At 61.4% G+C, this 20,087-nt stretch carries 16 protein-coding genes; 11 read left to right on the top strand and 5 right to left on the bottom strand.

Features of this window, described 5'->3' with window-relative positions; all coding sequences use genetic code 11:
* Positions 1 to 954: 954 nt before the first annotated feature.
* Both PMI26_RS02365 and PMI26_RS02370 read left to right on the top strand, forming a co-directional pair.
* A complete protein-coding gene (locus PMI26_RS02365) occupies positions 955 to 2,007 on the top strand; it encodes a WD40/YVTN/BNR-like repeat-containing protein (protein WP_007979965.1) in 1,053 nt (350 codons plus the stop codon).
* A gap of 28 nt (positions 2,008 to 2,035) precedes the next feature.
* Complete coding sequence (locus tag PMI26_RS02370) at positions 2,036 to 4,420, top strand: efflux RND transporter permease subunit (protein WP_007979964.1); 2,385 nt, start codon at positions 2,036 to 2,038, stop codon at positions 4,418 to 4,420.
* Positions 4,421 to 4,507: 87 nt separating this feature from the next.
* On the opposite strand, the gene PMI26_RS02375 is transcribed toward PMI26_RS02370, so the two are convergent.
* Entirely contained in the window at positions 4,508 to 5,227 is a 720-nt protein-coding gene (locus PMI26_RS02375; protein ID WP_033048406.1) for a FadR/GntR family transcriptional regulator, read from the bottom strand.
* Between the two features lie 185 nt (positions 5,228 to 5,412).
* The gene (locus tag PMI26_RS02380; RefSeq protein WP_007979961.1) at positions 5,413 to 7,149 is read right to left on the bottom strand and encodes an IlvD/Edd family dehydratase; all 1,737 of its coding nucleotides are present in this window, start codon (positions 7,147 to 7,149) and stop codon (positions 5,413 to 5,415) included.
* 194 nt (positions 7,150 to 7,343) lie between these two features.
* Between PMI26_RS02380 and PMI26_RS02385 the strand changes: the two genes are divergently transcribed.
* The 9 genes from PMI26_RS02385 to PMI26_RS02420 all read left to right on the top strand — a co-directional run bounded on the left by PMI26_RS02385 (position 7,344) and on the right by PMI26_RS02420 (position 14,321).
* Positions 7,344 to 8,666, top strand: a complete 1,323-nt coding sequence (locus PMI26_RS02385; protein WP_007979959.1) for an MFS transporter — start codon at positions 7,344 to 7,346, stop codon at positions 8,664 to 8,666.
* A gap of 172 nt (positions 8,667 to 8,838) precedes the next feature.
* Positions 8,839 to 9,831, top strand: a complete 993-nt coding sequence (araD1, locus tag PMI26_RS02390) for an AraD1 family protein (protein ID WP_007979957.1) — start codon at positions 8,839 to 8,841, stop codon at positions 9,829 to 9,831.
* Positions 9,832 to 9,841: 10 nt separating this feature from the next.
* Complete coding sequence (locus PMI26_RS02395) at positions 9,842 to 11,422, top strand: aldehyde dehydrogenase (NADP(+)) (protein WP_007979956.1); 1,581 nt, start codon at positions 9,842 to 9,844, stop codon at positions 11,420 to 11,422.
* 176 nt (positions 11,423 to 11,598) lie between these two features.
* Positions 11,599 to 11,898 (top strand): DUF5629 family protein, encoded by a 300-nt coding sequence (locus PMI26_RS02400; protein ID WP_007979954.1) that lies wholly within the window; start codon positions 11,599 to 11,601, stop codon positions 11,896 to 11,898.
* The gene (locus PMI26_RS02405; RefSeq protein ID WP_177323540.1) at positions 11,891 to 13,060 is read left to right on the top strand and encodes a lactonase family protein; all 1,170 of its coding nucleotides are present in this window, start codon (positions 11,891 to 11,893) and stop codon (positions 13,058 to 13,060) included. Before PMI26_RS02400 ends, PMI26_RS02405 begins: the two co-directional genes overlap by 8 nt.
* Before the next feature lie 156 nt (positions 13,061 to 13,216).
* Complete coding sequence (locus PMI26_RS02410; protein WP_007979950.1) at positions 13,217 to 13,396, top strand: hypothetical protein; 180 nt, start codon at positions 13,217 to 13,219, stop codon at positions 13,394 to 13,396.
* A gap of 217 nt (positions 13,397 to 13,613) precedes the next feature.
* Complete coding sequence (locus tag PMI26_RS32155) at positions 13,614 to 13,739, top strand: hypothetical protein (RefSeq protein WP_007979948.1); 126 nt, start codon at positions 13,614 to 13,616, stop codon at positions 13,737 to 13,739.
* Positions 13,740 to 13,854: 115 nt separating this feature from the next.
* A complete protein-coding gene (locus PMI26_RS02415; RefSeq protein WP_007979947.1) occupies positions 13,855 to 14,067 on the top strand; it encodes a hypothetical protein in 213 nt (70 codons plus the stop codon).
* A complete protein-coding gene (locus PMI26_RS02420; RefSeq protein WP_007979945.1) occupies positions 14,064 to 14,321 on the top strand; it encodes a hypothetical protein in 258 nt (85 codons plus the stop codon). The genes PMI26_RS02415 and PMI26_RS02420 overlap by 4 nt, the downstream gene beginning before the upstream one ends.
* A 163-nt stretch (positions 14,322 to 14,484) precedes the next feature.
* Here PMI26_RS02420 and PMI26_RS02425 read toward each other — a convergent pair whose 3' ends face one another.
* From PMI26_RS02425 to PMI26_RS02435, 3 genes are read right to left on the bottom strand one after another with little or no spacing between them, the layout of a single operon-like run.
* Positions 14,485 to 15,081, bottom strand: a complete 597-nt coding sequence (locus tag PMI26_RS02425) for a glutathione S-transferase (protein WP_007979942.1) — start codon at positions 15,079 to 15,081, stop codon at positions 14,485 to 14,487.
* Positions 15,078 to 18,719: an AAA family ATPase gene (locus PMI26_RS02430; protein ID WP_007979940.1), complete on the bottom strand. Its 3,642-nt coding sequence runs from the start codon at positions 18,717 to 18,719 to the stop codon at positions 15,078 to 15,080. Before PMI26_RS02430 ends, PMI26_RS02425 begins: the two co-directional genes overlap by 4 nt.
* Entirely contained in the window at positions 18,716 to 19,960 is a 1,245-nt protein-coding gene (locus PMI26_RS02435; RefSeq protein WP_007979938.1) for an exonuclease SbcCD subunit D C-terminal domain-containing protein, read from the bottom strand. The genes PMI26_RS02430 and PMI26_RS02435 overlap by 4 nt, the downstream gene beginning before the upstream one ends.
* Between the last annotated feature and the right edge of the window lie 127 nt (positions 19,961 to 20,087).

Genomic DNA, 20,087 nt, shown 5'->3' with positions numbered 1-20,087 from the left:
GCGCGCCCATCCCCGGATGAACGCCTCCACTCAGCCTTCCGAGGGGGCGGGTGGATCAAAATCAAGAGCTGCAGGCGAGCTAACGCTCGGCCTGATGAGTGGTGAGAAGCGTGGGTGTACGCCGATCAACTGCAATTGAATGGCCTGCCAGCGAAGGTGGCCTGGCAGCCGACCTGGTATTTGCAGATGTCCCCAATCCCTGTGGGAGCGGGCTTGCTCGCGAATGCGGTTTATCATTCAACATCTTTGTTGGCTGACACTCCGCTTTCGCGAGCAAGCCCGCTCCCACATTTGACCGGTGTCGAGCGCAAAATCCGTGTACAACCACATCCTCTTTGCGAGCTTGCTCGCGAAGACGGCCTGACAGCCACAGGTACATCACAGACGAACGCACCCAGCAACCAGGCCGGCCGGTAGGCCGCCTCGGACGCTGTTGCGGTGTACGCCCCCTCGAGAGGCCGAGTGGAGGTTCTGCGCAGTGGGCAACCCGGCATGGATGCCGGGTTAGCCGCGTACGGCCATGGATGGCCGATCGCGGCGGGCCCACGGAGCAGGACCGGAGCGAGGGAATGCCGAGCCTTGGCGAGGCACCGAACGTCAGGGGCAAGAGCCCTTGGTTACTTGGGGCTTTTCCAAGTGACCCGCTGTAAAAGCGGAACCATAAGTAGCCGTTACCGCAGCAACGGATATGAACACCGAACACCCACCCCAAAACCGCAATCACCCCACCGAATACCCAACCATTCAGACCAGGCCCCCATCCCCCTCGGTTAACAAAACATAACGTGGCGTCGATTGTCAGACATTAAAAAACACCGATAGGATAGGCCAGCTTCCGAAGGGGCTCTGGATTGCGGGTTTCAGGACTATGCTCTGAAACAGCCGGTCCAGACACGCATCCTTGCGGCGCCCAGAAAGGTTGAACGACCTAACAATAATAATGGGAGAAGGTCTATGAGTGAGCCTGTCATGGGTGTGGGTATCTGCCGCCCGCCGGCACTGCGCAAATTAGCGTTGCTGGCTACAGCGCTCTCGCTGTTGGGCTCTGCCATGCTGTCGGCACCCGTGCTGGCCGCGGCGGCGCCAGCATCCGATGTTGTTTATTCCATTGAATCGGCCAAGGCTGCCAAAAGCCTGATGCTCGATGTCGTCCACGCCGGCAAGCGCCTGGTGGCGGTCGGGGATCGTGGGCACATCCTGTATTCCGATGACCAGGGCGCGACCTGGACCCAGGCCAAGGTGCCGACCCGGGCCCTGCTGACGTCGGTGTTTTTTGTCGATGACAAGCACGGCTGGGCCGTCGGCCATGACGCGCAGATCCTCGCCAGCGAGGACGGCGGCGCGACCTGGACCAAGCAATTCGAAGATCTGAATCGTGAATCGCCGCTGCTCGATGTCTGGTTCAAGGACGTCGACAGCGGCTTTGCCGTGGGCGCTTATGGCTCGCTGATGGAAACCACCGACGGTGGCAAGCATTGGGAAGATGCCAGCGACCGCCTGGACAACGAAGACCAGTACCACCTGAACGCGATCGCCGCGGTCAAGGATGCCGGGCTGTTCATCGTTGGCGAGCAGGGCAGCATGTTCCGCTCCGCTGATTGGGGCCAGACCTGGGAGAAGCTCGAAGGTCCGTACGAAGGTTCGCTGTTTGGCGTGATCGGCACGGCGCAGGCCAATACGCTGCTGGCCTACGGTCTGCGCGGCAACCTTTATCGCTCCACGGATTTCGGCAGCACCTGGGAGCAAGTCGAGCTCAAGGCTGAGCGCGGCGACCTGGAGTTCGGGCTGTCCGGCGGCACGCTGCTCGACGATGGTTCGATCGTGATCGTCGGCAACGGCGGTTCGGTGATTCGCAGCAGTGACAATGGCGAAACCTTCAAAGTGGTCAACCGTCCGGACCGTATTTCGGTCTCGGCAGTGGCGGCGGCAGGCAATGGCAATCTGGTTCTGGCCGGGCAGGGCGGCGTTCGCGTCACCTCGCCAAACGGTACCGAGTCGGGCAAATGAGCCGGGTTAATAATAAGAAGGCGGAGCTATGACTTCCTTGAGTACACATCACCAGGACAAGGCGACGTTCCTCGAGCGCCTGATCTTCAACAACCGCCCGGCAGTGATCACGATCTGCCTGCTGGTCAGTATTTTCCTGTTCTGGCAGGCGACGCTGATCCGTCCGTCCACCAGCTTCGAAAAAATGATCCCGCTGGAGCATCCCTTCATCCAGAAGATGATGGAGCACCGCAACGATCTGGCGAACCTGGGCAACACCGTGCGGATCTCGGTGGAAGCCACCGATGGCGACATCTTCTCCAAGGAGTACATGGAGACCCTGCGTCAGATCAACGACGAGGTGTTCTACATCTCCGGTGTCGACCGTTCCGGTCTGAAGTCGCTGTGGAGCCCCAGCATTCGCTGGACCGAAGTGACGGAGGAGGGCTTCGCCGGCGGGGAAGTGATCCCGCAGAGCTACAACGGCTCCCAGGCCAGTCTCGATTTGCTGCGCAACAACGTGCTCAAGTCCGGTCAGGTCGGGCGCCTGGTGTCCAACGATTTCAAATCGAGCATCGTCGACATTCCGTTGCTGGAGTCCTACCCGGATCCGCAGGACCAGGGCAAGCTGCTGGCGCTGGACTATCGCCAGTTCTCCCACGAGCTTGAAGACAAGATCCGCACCAAGTTCGAAGCGCAGAACCCGAATGTGAAGATCCACATCGTCGGTTTCGCCAAGAAGGTCGGTGACCTGATCGATGGCCTGGTGATGGTGGTGATGTTCTTCGGCATCGCCTTCGTCATCACCCTGATCCTCCTGCTGTGGTTCACCAACTGCCTGCGCAGTACTGTCGCCGTGTTGAGCACGACGCTGGTGGCCGTGGTCTGGCAACTGGGCCTGATGCACTTCTTCGGCTTCGGGCTCGATCCGTATTCGATGCTGGTGCCGTTCCTGATCTTCGCCATCGGTATTTCCCACGGCGTGCAGAAGATCAACGGGATCGCCCTGCAATCGAGTGAAGCGGACAACGCCTTGACGGCGGCGCGTCGCACCTTCCGTCAATTGTTCCTGCCGGGGATGATCGCGATCCTCGCCGATGCCGTGGGTTTCATCACGCTGCTGATCATCGATATCGGCGTGATCCGCGAGCTGGCGATTGGCGCGTCCATCGGCGTGGCGGTGATCGTGTTCACCAACCTGATCCTGCTGCCGGTGGCGATTTCCTATGTCGGCATCAGCAAGCGTGCCGTGGCCCGCAGCAAGAAAGACGCAACCCGCGAACATCCGTTCTGGCGCCTGCTGGCGAATTTTGCCAGCGCCAAAGTCGCACCGGTTTCCATTCTGCTGGCGCTGATCGCCTTCGGCGGCGGCCTGTGGTACAGCCAGAACCTGAAAATCGGCGACCTCGACCAGGGGGCCCCGGAGCTGCGTCCGGACTCGCGCTACAACAAGGACAACAACTTCATCATCAACAACTACTCGACCAGTTCCGACGTGCTGGTGGTGATGGTCAAGACCAAGTCCGAAGGTTGCTCGCGCTATGAAGCCATGGCGCCGATCGACGAGTTGATGTGGAAAATGCAGAACACCGAGGGCGTGCAGTCGGCGATTTCCCTGGTGACTGTATCCAAGCAAATGATCAAGGGCATGAACGAAGGCAACCTGAAATGGGAAACCCTGTCGCGTAACCCTGATGTGCTGAACAACTCCATTGCCCGCGCCGACGGCCTGTACAACAACAGCTGTTCCCTGGCGCCGGTGCTGGTGTTTCTCAACGATCACAAGGCCGAGACCCTGGATCGTGCGGTGCATGCGGTGCAGGAGTTCGCCAAGGAAAACAACAAGGAAGGCCTGGAGTTCATCCTCGCTGCCGGTAACGCCGGGATCGAGGCGGCCACCAACGAGGTGATCAAGAAGTCCGAGCTGACCATCCTGATCCTGGTGTACATCTGCGTGGCGGTCATGTGCATGATCACCTTCCGCTCGTGGGCGGCGACCTTGTGCATCGTGCTGCCGCTGGTGCTGACCTCGGTACTCGGTAACGCCCTGATGGCGTTCATGGGCATCGGCGTGAAAGTGGCGACCCTGCCGGTCGTGGCGCTCGGGGTGGGGATTGGCGTGGACTACGGCATCTACATCTACAGCCGCCTGGAAAGCTTCCTGCGTGCCGGCCTGCCGCTGCAAGAGGCGTACTACCAGACGCTGAAGTCCACCGGCAAGGCCGTGCTGTTCACCGGTCTGTGCCTGGCGATCGGCGTGTGCACCTGGATCTTCTCGGCCATCAAGTTCCAGGCCGACATGGGCCTGATGCTGACCTTCATGCTGCTGTGGAACATGTTCGGCGCACTGTGGCTGCTGCCGGCACTGGCGCGTTTCCTGATCAAGCCGGAGAAACTGGCGGGGCAGAAGGGCAACTCGTTGTTTGCTCACTGATCCATGCAGAAGTGAAAAAGCCGCAACCTCAGGGTTGCGGCTTTTTTTATTCGAATTTCACACCGTCCCACATGGGTTCTTTGGTCGTTATGAAAGATCGGTGCCCAATACGACATTCAACGCACTGCGCGCATCATCCAGCTGCACCAGCGTCGCATGCCGTGCGCCCAGAGCATCACGGTTCTCGATGGCGGTAAGAATCGCTTTGTGCCGCGGCAGCGCCAGTTCATGCAGGTTCGGTCGCTGGTTCGAATGCTTCAAGGCTTCGGCTATCGCCACCGAGAGCATGTTGCACAGGTTGGCCAGCAAGTCGTTGTGGGTGGCGTCGGCGATGCGGCTGTGGAAGTCCAGGTCCGGCTGCAACAGAGCCTCCGGTGTCGGCGCGGCTTCCATGCGCTGGTAGGCCTCACCGATGGACGCGATGTCCGCTTCGGTGGCGAATTGTGCGGCGAGGGCGGCAGCGGCCGGTTCGATGATGCTGCGCACACTGGTCAGCAGGTCGAAAAACTGGTTTTGGGGACTGCTTTGCATCAGCCAGTGCAGCACGTCCGGATCGAGCATGTGCCAGTCCTTGCGCGGCTTGACCACAGTCCCGACGCGCGGGCGGGAATACACCAGGCCCTTGGCAACCAATACTCGGGTGGCTTCGCGCAGCACCGGTCGGCTGACCGCATATTCTTCACACAACAGCGCTTCGGCAGGCAGTTTGTCGTCCGGCAGGAAACGTCCCGAGACGATCTGCATGCCCAGTTCCTGGACGATGCGCGAGTGCATGCTTTTGCGGTCGGAGGGTTTGCGGTAATCCATGGGGAGTGGCGCGGTCCTGTGCGAATAGGTGTCGCGCATGATAGCAGGCGCGGCACAATCTTGAGGCGGGCGTAGATCAAATGTGGGAGCGGGCTTGCTCGCGAAAGCGGTGGGTCAGACAACATATGCGTAGGCTGACACTGCGCTTTCGCGAGCAAGCCCGCTCCCACAGGGGGCGGAGGTGATCAGTGGGAGTGACGCGGCACTTCAGCCCCACGGCAACCAACCAGGAAGTCGAAGTCGCAACCCTGGTCCGCTTGCAGCACATGGTCGATGTACAGCTGACGATATCCCCCGACGATCAGGTTCTGCGGCGGTTGCAGGTCGGCCATGCGCGCGGCCAGTTCGGCGTCTGGAATATCCAGGTGTAAACGGCCGCTGGCGCAATCGAGTTCGATCCAGTCGCCTTCTTTCACTGCGGCCAGCGGTCCACCGGCAGCGGCTTCCGGGGCGACGTGGAGGACAACAGTGCCGTACGCGGTGCCGCTCATGCGCGCATCGGAAATACGCACCATGTCGGTTACACCCTGGGCCAGCAGCTTGGCTGGCAAACCCATGTTGCCCACTTCGGCCATGCCCGGATAACCCTTCGGCCCGCAGTTCTTCATCACCAGGATCGAGTTGGCATCCACGTCCAGTTCCGGGTCGTTGATCCGCGCCTTGTACATGTCGAAGTTCTCGAACACCACCGCACGTCCGCGATGCTGCATCAGTGCCGGCGTGGCGGCGGACGGCTTGAGCACGGCGCCCAGCGGTGCCAGGTTGCCGCGCAAGACACAGATGCCGCCATCGGCGCGGATCGGGTTGTCGAGGGTGCGGATCACTTCGTCCTCGCCATAAATCGGCGCGTCTTTGGTGTTCTCGCCGATGGATTTGCCGTTGACGGTCAGGGCATTCGGGTTCGGGATCAGGTTGGCTTCGCCGAGGCGACGCAGCACCGCCGGCAAGCCACCGGCGTAATAGAACTCTTCCATCAGGAAGCGTCCCGACGGTTGCAGGTCGACGATGGTCGGCATGCCGCGACCGATACGGGTCCAGTCGTCGAGGTCCAGTTCCACGCCAATGCGCCCGGCGATGGCTTTGAGGTGAATCACCGCGTTGGTCGAACCGCCGATGGCGGCGTTGACGCGAATGGCGTTTTCGAAGGCTTCCCTGGTGAGGATTTTCGACAGTTTCAGGTCTTCGCGCACCATCTCCACTGCACGCATGCCGGACATGTGCGCCAGCACATAGCGGCGCGCATCCACGGCCGGGATTGCGGCGTTGTGGGGCAGGGAGGTGCCCAGTGCTTCGGCCATGCAGGCCATGGTCGAGGCCGTGCCCATGGTGTTGCAGGTGCCGGCCGAGCGGGACATGCCGCCCTCGGCCGCGAGGAAGTCGTCGATGCTGATGGTGCCGGCCTTGACCTGTTCGCTGAGCTGCCAGACCACGGTGCCGGAGCCGATGTCCTTGCCCTTGTGCTTGCCATTGAGCATCGGCCCGCCGGTGACAACGATGGCCGGCACGTCGCAACTGGCGGCGCCCATCAGCAGTGCCGGGGTGGTTTTGTCGCAACCGGTCAGCAGCACCACGCCATCGATCGGGTTGCCGCGTATGGCTTCTTCGACATCCATGCTCGCCAGGTTACGGGTGAGCATGGCGGTAGGACGCAGGTTGGATTCGCCGTTGGAGAACACCGGGAACTCCACCGGGAAGCCGCCGGCCTCGATCACGCCGCGTTTGACGTGCTCGGCAATCTGGCGGAAATGCGCGTTGCACGGAGTCAGTTCCGACCAGGTGTTGCAGATGCCGATGATCGGCTTGCCATGGAACTGGTGGTCGGCGATGCCCTGATTCTTCATCCAGCTGCGGTACATGAAGCCGTTCTTGTCGGCCGTGCCAAACCATTGGGCGGAGCGCAGGGTGGGTTTCTTATCAGACATGATCGGTTCTCTTATTGTATGACTATATTGTTCGAGCTGAGGCGTAACATAAGCTCAAATTGCGATGTTTGGAAGTGTTGTTGAGTAAATAGTATTACTATATAGTCCGCTCAAACGGAGGGATGGCCCTGGCGAATTTTTCGCGAGAGGCGTCCCCCGAGGTTCCATAACAACAACAATCGGAGACCGATCTCATGAGCCAGGAACTGCGGCTTATCCGTCGCATCACGCTGAAACTGATTCCCTTCCTGATCCTGCTGTACCTGATCGCCTACGTGGACCGCTCCGCAGTGGGCTTCGCCAAACTGCACATGGGCGCCGACATCGGTCTGGGCGATGCGGCCTACGGACTTGGCGCCGGGCTGTTCTTCATCGGCTACTTCCTGTTGGAAATCCCCAGCAACCTGATGCTCGACCGCTTTGGCGCGAGGCGCTGGTTCGCGCGGATCATGCTCACTTGGGGCGCCATCACCATCGGCATGGCCTTCGTCCAGGGGCCGAACAGCTTCTATGTGATGCGCTTTTTGCTTGGCGCCGCCGAGGCCGGATTCTTCCCGGGCGTCCTGTACTACATCACCCAATGGTTCCCGGTGCGTCATCGTGGCAAGATCCTCGGGCTGTTCATCCTCTCGCAACCCATTGCGATGATGATCACCGGCCCCGTGTCCGGCGGCCTGTTGGGTATGGATGGCGTGCTCGGGCTGCACGGCTGGCAGTGGCTGTTCATTGTCATTGGCACCCCGGCGATCCTGCTGACCTGGCCTGTGCTGCGCTGGTTGCCGGACGGCCCGCAGCAAGTGAAGTGGATGGACCAGGCGGAAAAAGACTGGCTGAGCGGCGAGCTGAAAAAGGACCTGGACGCGTACGGCCAGACCCGACACGGCAATCCGCTGCACGCCCTCAAGGACAAGCGCGTTCTGCTGCTGGCGCTGTTCTACCTGCCGGTGACCCTGAGCATCTATGGCCTCGGCTTGTGGTTGCCGACCCTGATCAAGCAGTTCGGCGGCAGCGACCTGGTGACCGGTTTCGTTTCCGCGGTGCCGTACATCTTCGGCATCGTCGGTCTGTTGATCATTCCGCGCAGTTCCGACCGCCTGAATGACCGCTACGGCCACCTCGCCGTGCTTTACGTGCTGGGTGCGATCGGCCTGTTTCTCAGCGCCTGGCTGTCGGTGCCGGTGCTGCAGCTGGCGGCGCTGTGTCTGGTGGCGTTCGCGTTGTTCTCCTGCACGGCGGTGTTCTGGACCTTGCCGGGCCGCTTCTTTGCCGGCGCCAGTGCGGCGGCGGGGATCGCCTTGATCAACTCGGTGGGCAACCTCGGTGGCTACCTCGGTCCGTTCGTGATCGGCGCACTCAAGGAATACACCGGCAACCTGGCTTCGGGCCTGTATTTCCTGTCGGGCGTGATGGTGTTCGGGCTGGTGTTGACGGGTGTGGTGTATCGCTTGCTGGAGCGCAAGCACGTGTTGCCGGCCGATGAGTTTGCGGCGAGTGCGCGTGGGGCGTCGCGTACCTGATTTTGAGGTTCACACCGACCAAATGTGGGAGCGGGCTTGCTCCGGGCGGCGTTCCGACGAAAGCGGAGTGTCAGTCACCGGTGATGTCGGGTATGACGGCCTCTTCGCGAGCAAGCCCGCTCCCACATTGGTTCTGCGGTGATTTGAAGTTTTGTTTTACAGGAGAAAACTCATGCATTTGGTTCAATTCGAATTGAGTAACGGCGAACGCCGTGTTGGTGTGGTCGACAACGGCCTGGTCCGTGAAGTGCAGGGCGCGCGCACTGTTCGCGACCTGGCACTGGCGGCAGTCGAGGCGGGCGCGAGCCTTGAGCAACAGGTGCAGAGCCTGGGGCTGGGCTTCAGCCATGACTATGCCGAATTGCAGACGCAACAGCGCATCCTGCCGCCGCTGGACCATCCAGACCCGGCGCACATGCTGGTCAGTGGTACGGGCCTGACCCATCTGGGCAGCGCGTCGGCCCGGGACAAGATGCACCAGCAAAGCGGCGACGAAACCGCGATGACCGACACCATGCGCATATTCAAATGGGGCGTGGAGGGCGGCAAGCCGGCGGCGGATCAAGCCGGTGTGCAACCGGAATGGTTCTACAAAGGCGATGGCAGCATCGTCGTCAGGCCTGGCCAGCCGTTTCCATTGCCGCCATTTGCCGAAGATGCCGGTGAAGAACCGGAGATCGCCGGCCTGTACGTGATCGGTCACGACGGCAAGCCGTATCGCCTGGGTTTTGCCGTGGGCAACGAGTTCTCCGACCACGTCATGGAGCGCAAGAACTACCTGTACCTGGCCCATTCGAAATTGCGTAGCTGCAGTTATGGTCCGGAACTGCGGGTCGGTGAATTGCCACAGCATCTGGCGGGCACCAGCCGCATCCTGCGCAACGGCGAAGTGCTATGGCAGAACGAGTTCCTCAGTGGCGAGGCGAACATGTGCCACAGCCTCGCCAACCTGGAATTCCATCATTTCAAGTACAGCCAGTTCCTGCGCCCGGGGGATGTGCACATTCACTTCTTCGGCACCGCGACCCTGTCCTTTGCCGACGGCATTCGCACCCGACCGGGTGACGTGTTCGAGATCACCCAGGCTGAATTCGGCGCACCATTGATCAACGGCATCGCCCCGGCCCCGGCGGCTTTCGAACCCGGCACTGTCGGCACACTTTGAGGATTTGCCCATGATCGGGATTATTGGTCACAACTACATCGGCGGCCAACGCAGCGCCGCCGGCAGCATCAAGTTGCAGAGTGTCGATGCCAGCACGGGTGAGGCCTTGCCCCACGTTTTTTTTCAGGCGACACCGCAGGAGGTCGATGCGGCGGCCAACGCAGCAGCGGCCGCCTATCCGGCCTATCGCAGCCTGAGTGCGGAGCGACGGGCGCAGTTTCTCGATGCCATCGCCGATGAACTGGACGCCCTCGGTGATGATTTTGTCGCTGTCGTCTGCCGCGAAACGGCGTTGCCCGCAGGCCGGATTCAAGGCGAGCGTGGTCGTACCAGCGGGCAGATGCGCCTGTTCGCCAAAGTGCTGCGTCGCGGTGATTTCTACGGCGCGCGAATCGACCGGGCATTGCCGGAGCGTCAGCCGTTGCCGCGTCCGGACCTGCGTCAGTACCGCATCGGCCTGGGACCTGTGGCGGTGTTTGGTGCCAGCAACTTTCCGCTGGCGTTCTCCACCGCCGGCGGCGATACCGCCTCGGCGCTGGCCGCCGGGTGCCCGGTGGTGTTCAAGGCCCATAGCGGCCACATGGCCACGGCCGAACAGGTGGCGGATGCGATCATTCGCGCTGCGCAAAAAACGGGTATGCCGGCCGGTGTGTTCAACATGATCTACGGCGGCGGTGTCGGCGAGGCGCTGGTCAAGCACCCGGCCATCCGGGCCGTGGGGTTCACCGGTTCGCTCAAGGGTGGTCGAGCCCTGTGCGACATGGCCGCGGCACGTGCGCAACCGATTCCGGTGTTCGCCGAGATGTCGAGCATCAACCCGGTGATTGTCTTGCCCCAGGCATTGCAGGCGCGGGTCGACACGGTTGCCCGGGACCTCACGGCTTCGGTGGTGCAGGGTTGCGGGCAGTTCTGCACCAATCCGGGTCTGGTGATTGGCATTCGCTCGGCGTCGTTCAGTGCCTTTGTGCACCAAGTGGCCGGGCTGATGGGCGACCAACCGGCGCAAACCATGCTCAATGCCGGCACCCTGGGCAGCTACGGTCAAGGCTTGCAAAAACTGCTGGCCCATCCGGGAATTCAACACCTGGCCGGCGATCCGCAGCAGGGCAATCAGGCTCAGCCGCAGCTGTTCAAGGCCGATGCGCGCCTGCTGATCGATGGCGATGAAGTCCTGCAAGAGGAAGTGTTCGGGCCGACCACCGTGGTGGTCGAGGTCGCGGATCAGGCGCAACTGACGGCCGCCCTGAACGGCCTGCACGGCCAATTGACCGCCACCGTCATTGGTGAGCCGCAAGACCTCGAGCAGTTCGCCGGGCTGACGGGATTGCTGGAGCAGAAGGTCGGGCGAATCCTGGTCAATGGCTATCCGACTGGCGTGGAAGTCTGCGACTCGATGGTCCACGGCGGACCTTACCCGGCAACCTCCGATGCGCGCGGTACATCGGTGGGCACACTGGCCATCGATCGTTTCCTGCGCCCGGTGTGTTTCCAGAACTACCCGGACAGCTTGCTGCCGGACGCGCTGAAGAACGGCAATCCGCTACGCATCCAGCGACTGGTGGATGGGCAACCATCGCGCGACGCCCTCTAACGGCTGGCCACAATCCCTGTGGGAGCGGGCTTGCTCGCGAAGGCGGAGTGTCAGCCAACAGAGATGTTGAATGATAAACCGCCTTCGCGAGCAAGCCCGCTCCCACAGGTTTGTGTGAAACTCTGGTCGGGTGCATGCGCTATCATTGGCGCTTTCCCATTCAAAGATTGACTGCCATGACTTCCGCAACCGACACCCTGCTCAACGTCCTCGAACACTGCGATATGGTGGAGATCGACGGCTTGCACGCTTTCGAATTCTCCCTCGATGAATTCGACAACCTGCACATCGAATGCATGGATGGCCGCGTGGCCAAGCACTGGGAGTTCACGCCGGCGCAGATCCAGGTAGCGACCTTCGATCCAACCCTGCAAAGCTGGCTGATCACCGGTGATTCCGGCGAGCATCGGCTGGTGTGCATGACTGCATTCCGCGGTGACAACGATGGCGGCGAAGACGCGAATGACGATGCGTAACCTCTGGCCACTGTTGATGGCCGGCAGCATCGGCGCGATGGGTGTCCAGGCCGCATCCGCCGAGGACTATCAACTGCTGGTGGGCTCTTACACCGCCGGGCAAAGCCAGGGGATCTACCGCCTGGCGTTCGACAGCGCCACCGGGCAGATCAACGCCAGGCCCTTGCAAGTGGTCAAGAGCGAAAATCCATCGTGGTTGACCCTCTCGAAAGACCAGCGACACCTGTTCGTGGTCAACGAAAATGGCCCGGGCCAGGCTGATCCGGTCGGGCGCGTCAGCAGTTACGCGATTGATCCCAAGACCCATGCGCTAAACCTGATCAGCCAGGTGCAAAGCCTGGGCAACGAGCCGACCCATTCCAGTCTCAGCGTCGATGGCAGCCATTTGTTTGTCAGCAATTACTCGGTGGCCGAAGACCCCGGCGGCACCGTCGCGGTGGTGCCGGTGGCGGCCGATGGCCAACTCAAACCGGTGGTGCAGATGAGCAGCCACCCGGCGAGCCGAGTCAATCCAGAACGCCAGGCCTCGGCCCACGTGCATTCGACCATCCCGTCGCCGGACGGCAAATACCTGTTCTCCAACGACCTGGGCGCCGACAAGGTGTTTGCCTACCGCTTCGACCCCAAGGCCAATCCGCAGCTGCCATTGACCCCGGCCAACCCGGCATTCGTGCAACTGCCGCCCGGTAGCGGGCCGCGTCATTTACTGTTCAGCGCCGATGGCAAACATGCCTGGCTGACCATGGAAATGAGCGCTCAGGTGGCGGTGTTCGATTACCACGACGGCACGCTCGAGCAGACGCAGATGGTCGACCTGGCTGCCGGGCAACCCGTCTCGGACAAGGCGGCCGCGGCGCTGCATGCCTCGGCCGATGGTAAGTTCCTCTACGTCAGCAACCGTGGTACGGCCAATCAACTGCTGGTGTTTGCCATTGATCCGCTAACCGGGCGCCTTACCGAGCTGCAACGCCGGGCGGTAGAAGGCGATCATCCGCGGGAGTTCAGCCTCGACCCGAGCGGCAAATTCCTGTTGATCGCCAACCAGAAGAGCAACCAGATTGTCGTCGTCGAACGCGACGCCAAGAGCGGTCTGTTGGGTAAAACCGTGCAAAAACTGCCGATGGACGCCCCGAGCGACCTGAAGTTTCTGCCGCGTCAATAAGCCGCAGGCCCCGGTTGATGGGGCCTGCCTGCTTTTATCAATGACGCTGATATCTGGTACTGCTACAAAGCATTTCAAGGCATGAACCCTCGAGGGTTAAGTTTGCTTCACGGCCCCACCGGGCAAGCAAGCCAACTGAATCCGAGGAATACCGCCATGAACTTCAACATCTTCTCTGTCATCGCCGCTTCCGCCATTTCTGCCACCGTTGCGCTGCCAGCCAGTGCCAACGTTGAAATCAGCGACAAAAAAGCCCACACCCAGAGCTACACCCAGAAATACCTGCAACAGAGCGCCAACTTCTACGCCGCGCTGGATCACAAGACCCAAGCCTGAATTTCCCCCCCTGCCTTTATGCAGGAGCGAAGTCACTGATGATCGAAGACCTCGGCGTTAAAGCCAGAGTGTCGAAAACGATCAGAGTGATGTCGCTCCTGCATAACGCATTTGCGACAGCATCAGTTTGCTATCAATGTTGCGCTTGATATCACATTGCCATCCGTTTAAATTGACGCTGATTTTTTGACTCCCCCTCACGGTAAGGATCGGCAGCATGGTGACGCGTCTGGCATTGGTTCTTCTGTTTCTCTATTCCACCCCTATTTTGTCGGCATCCGACGCTGTTTCTGGTGAACCGGATGCTGCGCGCGAGCGCTTGATGAGTTTTATTGAAGACTGAAATAGTCTGGCTTGATGATCAACGAAGCTGATGATCACTATGGATAACCCTGAGTGGTTAGCTTGGCTTTTTTGATCGATTCTGTGGGCATTGAAACATGCCTGCGGAGAACATCATGGCCAGCGCAATTCTCACTTCTGCCAAACACGGCGCTTATGTAGCGATCGGCCTGTACCTTGCCATGGTGCTGTTGGTCAGCCTGTCAGCCCAGTCACAATCCAGCTTCGAAGCGCCGATCCAGGTCGCTCATCCCGGCATCCAGTTTGACCATCGCGCGCAAAACGCCAGCGTTGATCAGGCTGAACTCGCAGGAGTCGCCGGCGCATGAAAGGGCACAGACTTTGGGTCATCGCCTTCCTGGCGTTCATGACCAACGGATCCTCCCTGCTGGGGATCGGACAGGGCTCGGCGGGCTCGGTGGCGCGCGCCATCGAAGCCAATCACAACATTGCCCGCAATATCGAAAACGCCAACGCGCAGGGCATGCTGGCCGGCAATCCGCCGATCAGGAATGAAGGCGTGGTTTTCGGGCCGTTCCAGGTCGATTGCTCGGCGATCGGGATGTGTGGGGTGTTGGCTTGAACCCTGCTGGTCACTGAATCTTTTGTGGCGAGGGAGCTTGCCTGTGGCGAAGGGGCTTGCCCCCGTTCGGTCGCGAAGCGGCCGTAAATCCGGATGACCAGAAAAAGCTTGGGGCTGCTTCGCAGCCCAACGGGGGCAAGCCCCCTCGCCACAGTGGCTGCGTTTACTTTTTCATCACACCGGTAAACAACTCCGACTCCAGAAACCGCTGCAACCAGTCCTGCAACCGCCGATACGGCGCCTGCGCAAACCATTCACGGTCGACGTGGGCGAACTGCCGCACGAAGGGCATCAGCGCCACGTCGGCCAGGCTTGGATGCTCGGCCAGCAAATAGTCGCGCCCCTCCAGCAACGCCTCCAGCCTTTGCAAAAACACCTCGCCCTCGGCGCGATACGCCTCCATCGGCTGCTCGGGATAACGCTCGGCGTACTTGTAGCGATTCAAGTGCACCTTGAACACCTGATCGTTCTGTTCGATCAGTGGGGCGATCTGCGCCGCTGCGTCAGGATCATCCTTGAGCAACCAGTCTTGCGGATCGTTCTGTGCCAGCGCCCAGCGCATGATGTCGAGGCTTTCGTCGATCACCCGGCCATCGGCGCTCAGCACCGGCACCGTGCCTTTGCCGGACAGCGCGAGCATCTCGGCGGGCTTGGCCTTCAGGCTGACTTCGACGATGTCCACGGCCACTGCCGAATAACGCAGGGCCATGCGTGCGCGCATGGCGTAGGGGCAGCGGCGGAAGGAATACAGCGTGTTCATTTCACCTCCAGGGTGCTCAGGCCGTTGCCCTGGCGGCGGACCTGGATCTGCACTGGAATCCGTTCATGCATTTCCTGTACGTGGGAAATCACCGCGACCTTGCGGCCCTGGGCCTGCAAGCCGTCGAGGGCGTCCATGGCCAGTTGCAGGGATTCCGGATCGAGGCTGCCAAAGCCTTCGTCGATGAACAACGACTCGATTTTCAGCGTGCTCGATGCCATCGACGCCAGGCCGAGGGCCAGGGCCAGCGATACCAGGAAGGTCTCGCCACCGGACAGCGAATGCACCGAACGCAGTTCGTCACCCATTTCGGTGTCCATCACCAGCAACCCGAGCATGCTGCCGCCGCGCTTGAGGCGATAACGCCGCACCAGTTGGCGCAATTGCACGTTGGCGTGATGCACCAGCAGGTCGAGGTTGTAGGCCTGGGCGATCTTGCGGAAGGTGTCGCCGGTGGCGGATCCGATCAACGCATTCAGGCGTGCCCAGCGTTGATATTCGTTGTAGGCGTCGGCAATCTGTTGGGCCAGGGCCTGATTGGCGTTCTGCCGGCGCTGGTCCTCGACCTGCTCGGCGCGCAGTTCGGCGCAGTGCTGCTCGCTGACGGCGAACTGATGTTGCAGGTCGGTGAGGGCAGTGGCGAGTTGTTCGGCATCGAGGTGGCCGTTGTGCTGGGCTTGATGGTCGAGCAAGCGCTGATCACGCTCCTGCAGCAGCACCTTGGCCTGTTCGATGGCTTTTTCGTTGTGTTGCAAGCGTTGGCGCAGTTCGCTGACTTGCATGTCTTCGACCCGCAGCAGATCTTCGAGGCCACCGTCATCCAGCTCAGGATGTCGGCCGCGCCAGTCGGCGATCTTGTCGGTGAGATCGCGATCTTCGTTTTCCAGCGCTTGCAAACGCTCCTGCTGCGCCTTGAGTTCGGCGGCGATCTGCACCCGTTGCGTACGTACCTGCTGCAGCTCCTGCGCCGTTGTTGCCTGGGTACTGCGTGCTTGCTCTACGGCGTTTTCCAGCCCTTGCTGCCACTGCTCGGCGCTGCTGTGCTCGCCCAGCAGTTGTGTAAGTCGGTGCTGGCAAGCCGTTTGCTGTTCGGCCAGTGCACTGAATTGCTGCTCGGCGATTTGCTGCTGTTGCACGCGGGTTTGCTGGCGATCCTGTTCTTTCTCAAGCGTCTGTTGGCGTTGTTGCTGCTCGGCAAGTTCTTCCTTTTGCTGATCGAGCTGTGTGAGGCGCTCGGCGATCTGCCGATCCAGCTGCATGAACGTCGCAGCAGGCTCCACCCGTAGCGCTTCGAGGGTTTCGGCTGGCAGAAGACTGCCGAATGCGGCGAGTTCCTCGTCGAGCCGTTGACGGTCGCTGCCCAGTTCGCGCTGCTGGTTGCTCAGGTGCTGGGCCGCTTGCTGATGCGCGGTTTCGGCATGGCGCAATTGCTGGGTCAGGCGCGCGGCGTCCTGCTGCAGGGTGAGCAGGGCGCGCTGACGTTGTTCGTCCTGAGTGATGCTCTGGTTCAACTGATCGTTTTGCCGGGTCAGCCAGGCGTCGCGCTTTTCGGCGTCCTGGTCCAGAAGCTGTGCGGCCAGTGGGTGAGCGTCGAGGCTCGGAGCCAAGGCTTGTTGTTGGGCGTCCAGTTGCTCTTGTTGTTGCAGCAGCTCCTTTTGTTGAGCGATGACGCCCACCACCTCGGCGCGCAATTCGGTGAGCTTTTCCTTGAGCTGGTCGACCGCTTGCTGCGCCCGGGCCTGTTCGTTTTCGTCGTGGCGACCGAGGCTCTGCAGCAGCGCTTCGGGCTGATGGTAAGGATGCTCGTGACTGCCGCAGACCGGGCACGGCTGGTCGTCCTGCAACTGCGTGCGCAACTCTTCGACACTCGCACTGCGGGCCAGACGTTGGCGTTCCAGCAGTTCACGGGTGACGTTGAAGGTTTGTTCGGCGACCGTTAGTTCGGCTTTGGTTTTCACCCCGTCCTGAGTCAGGCGCTCACGTTCCTGTTGCGCGGCGAGCTGACGCTGTTGCAGTTCGGCACTGCGCTTGTCCAGTTCCTGCTGGCTGGCCCACAACCGCGTCAGGTCTTCGATGGCGCGCAGCTGTTTACGGTTGTCCTGCAACAGGTTGCCGAGGATGCCGATCTGCTCGGCCACGGCGTCCGGCTCCGCGCCGGCCTCCTTGAACAGCACTTCAAGTTGCTGCTTTTGCAAGGCGAGTTCTTCGCCGCAGCGGGTGGCGGTTTGTTCGAGGGTGGTCAGCTCGGCCTGACCTTTATTCAAGCGGTTGCCGATCAACATCAACTGTTGCAGGCGATCCCGATAGGCATTCCACGCGTCGCTGAGCGGTGCCAGATGGGCGCTTTGTTCAAGCTCGGTGGCGATACGCTGCAAACGTTCGGCAACCTGGTTCTGCTTTTCCAGCAAGGCTTGAATGGCGCTTTGACCCTGGATGCAGGCTTGTTCTGCGGTGTACTTCGCCTCGGCGCTGAGGGCGGTGTCCCTGGCCAGGCGGGCGAGGGTGCTTTGTTCCTCGAAGGCCTGACGCAGTAGCGGAGCGCTGTCGGTTTGTCGTTGCTGGGCTTCGCTCAGGGCGATTTGTGTGGCCGAGAGGTTTTGCTCCAGCACCGCCTGGCGTTCAGTCAGCTCGTGCTGCTGCCGGGTATGGGCAGCAACCTGTGCGGCCAGTGGCGTCAGCAGTGCATCGAGTTCGGTTTTGCGGGCGAACTGGTGCCGTTGCGGGCCGAGTTGTTCCAGCCGTGTCAGCTTCAAGCGTTCGCCGGCCAATCCTTCCCACTGCTGTTGGGCACCGTGAAGTTGCTCGGTCGCGGCGAGTTGAGCGTCCTGCAACTGACGCAAATCCTTGAGCCAGGTGTGCTGCTGCTCAAGCTGTTTGAGTTGTGCCTGCTGCAATTTCAGCTGTTGCTGCGCGGCATTGAAGCGCTCATCCAGTTCCGCACGGGCCTGCGGCGCCAGCGGCGTCACTCCGCTGGCCTGATCCTGCAGCAGCTTGTGAACCTCGCGAGCCTCCTTGGTCTTGTCGAAGGCGCGACGACCGAGGCGGGTGTAAAGCGCCGTGTCGGTGAGTTTCTCCAGCAGTTCGCTGCGGTCGTTGTCGTCGGCCTTGAGGAAGGCGCTGAACTCGCTTTGCGCCAGCAGCACGGCACGGGTGAACTGTTCAAAGTTCAGCCCCAGCGCGGCTTCGAGCTGAGCCTTGTATTCGCCTTTCTGGCTGGCCAGCAACTGGTCCTGATCGATGTCACGCAAGCTCTGGCGGCTGGCCTGCAGTTTGCCGGCGGCCTTGTCCCGGGCGCGATTGGCTTCCCAGCGGGCGCGGTAACGGCGGCCGTCGACTCCGACGAAATCCACTTCCGCATAGCCTTCACCGGTGCCGCGACGTAGCAGGGTGCGCGGGTCGCCGGTGCCGATTTCGCCGTCGGCGTCCGGCACTTTCGCGTCGCGGCCGGTGTTGTTCAGACGTGGTACGGCGCCAAACAGCGCCAGGCACAAAGCATCGAGCAACGTACTTTTACCGGCGCCGGTGGGGCCGGTGATGGCGAACAGCCCGGCACTGGCCAGGGGTTCGGCGGTGAAGTCGATTTCAAACGGCCCGGCCAGGGAGGCGAGGTTTTTCAGGCGGATCGCGAGAATTTTCATGGCTGTTCGCTCTCCATCTGCACGTCTTGCAACAGCTCGGCAAAGTCCTTGAGGGTCTGCTCGTCGACCTCGCTGCCGTAGTTGTCCTGCCAGGCGCGGCTGAACAGCTCCTGGGGCGTGAGCTGGTCCAGTTCGATCAGCGTGCTGCCTTCATCGGCACCGTCACGGCCGCCATTGCCGGCGTACTCGGCGGCAATGCGCACCAGGCGCACGGCCTTGCCTTGCAGGGCGGTTTCCACTTGATTGCGCAGGTCGGGCTGCGGTTCATCGAGGCGCACCCGCACCTCCAGCCAGGGTTGGCGCTGGATGTCGGCCAACAGGTCGATGTCCGGCAGGTCCGCCAGCTGCAGCAGGATCTCGCTCAAGGGTGCCGGGCCGATGCGTTGCAGGTTGACCGCGCGGGGAATCAGTTTCGGCTCGACGCTCACCAGGGTTTCGCCGTCGAGCTTGATGTCGAGAATCTGGTGCTGATAGCTGATCTCGGAGAACGACAGCGGAATCGGCGAGCCGCTGTAGCGGATGCGCTCCTCGCCGTTGACCTTCTGCGGTTTGTGCAGGTGACCGAGGGCAACGTAGCTGATGCTCGGCCCGAACAGGCTGGCGGGCAGGGCTTCGGCGTTGCCGATGATCAGGCTGCGCTCGGAGTCTTCCGACACCGAGCCGCCCGCCATGTGCGCGTGGCTGATGGCGATCAGTGCCTGGCCTGGCGTGCGCTTGGCGTTGGCCGCTTCGATCAGCCATTCGTGAACCTGACCGATCCCGCGCAGATAGTTGTCGCCCAAATGCGCGCCGGTGACTTCCGCCGGGCGCAGGAACGGCAACGCCAGGCACCAGCCGGCGATCGCACCACTGGCGTCAGGCAACGGCAGCAACAGGCGCTCGGCATCCAGCTGCCCGTCGTCCAGCCACAGCACACGGCCGAGCGCGTGGGTGCGCAAGCGGCGCATCAATGGCGCGGGCAGTTCGATCCGCGAGCCGGAATCATGGTTGCCGGCAATCATCACGATGGTCAGCGACGGCTGCTGCTCGTGGGCGCTGACGATGAAGTCGTAGAGCCGCTCCTGGGCTTTGACCGGCGGATTGACCGTGTCGAAGATATCGCCGGCGATCAACAGCACATCCGGCTGATCCAGTTTCAGCTGGCGCAACAGCCAGTCAAGAAAACAGCCATGTTCGAAATCGCGATCCTGGCCGTGCAGGTTTTGCCCCAGGTGCCAGTCGGAGGTGTGAAACAAGCGCAAGGCGGACTCCGGTACAGAAATAGGTGATGGCCGCGTGAAGAATGAAGGCGGCGAAAGGGGGGGAGAGTTTACTGGTAAAAGCGCTTGACGGGATCAACCAAATGCTTGAGTAGAAAGTCTTTTCAGG

Source organism: Pseudomonas sp. GM33, from assembly GCF_000282295.1.
In the GTDB taxonomy this organism is placed as follows: domain Bacteria; phylum Pseudomonadota; class Gammaproteobacteria; order Pseudomonadales; family Pseudomonadaceae; genus Aquipseudomonas; species Aquipseudomonas laurylsulfatiphila.
This window is presented reverse-complemented; position numbering and strand designations above follow the sequence as displayed.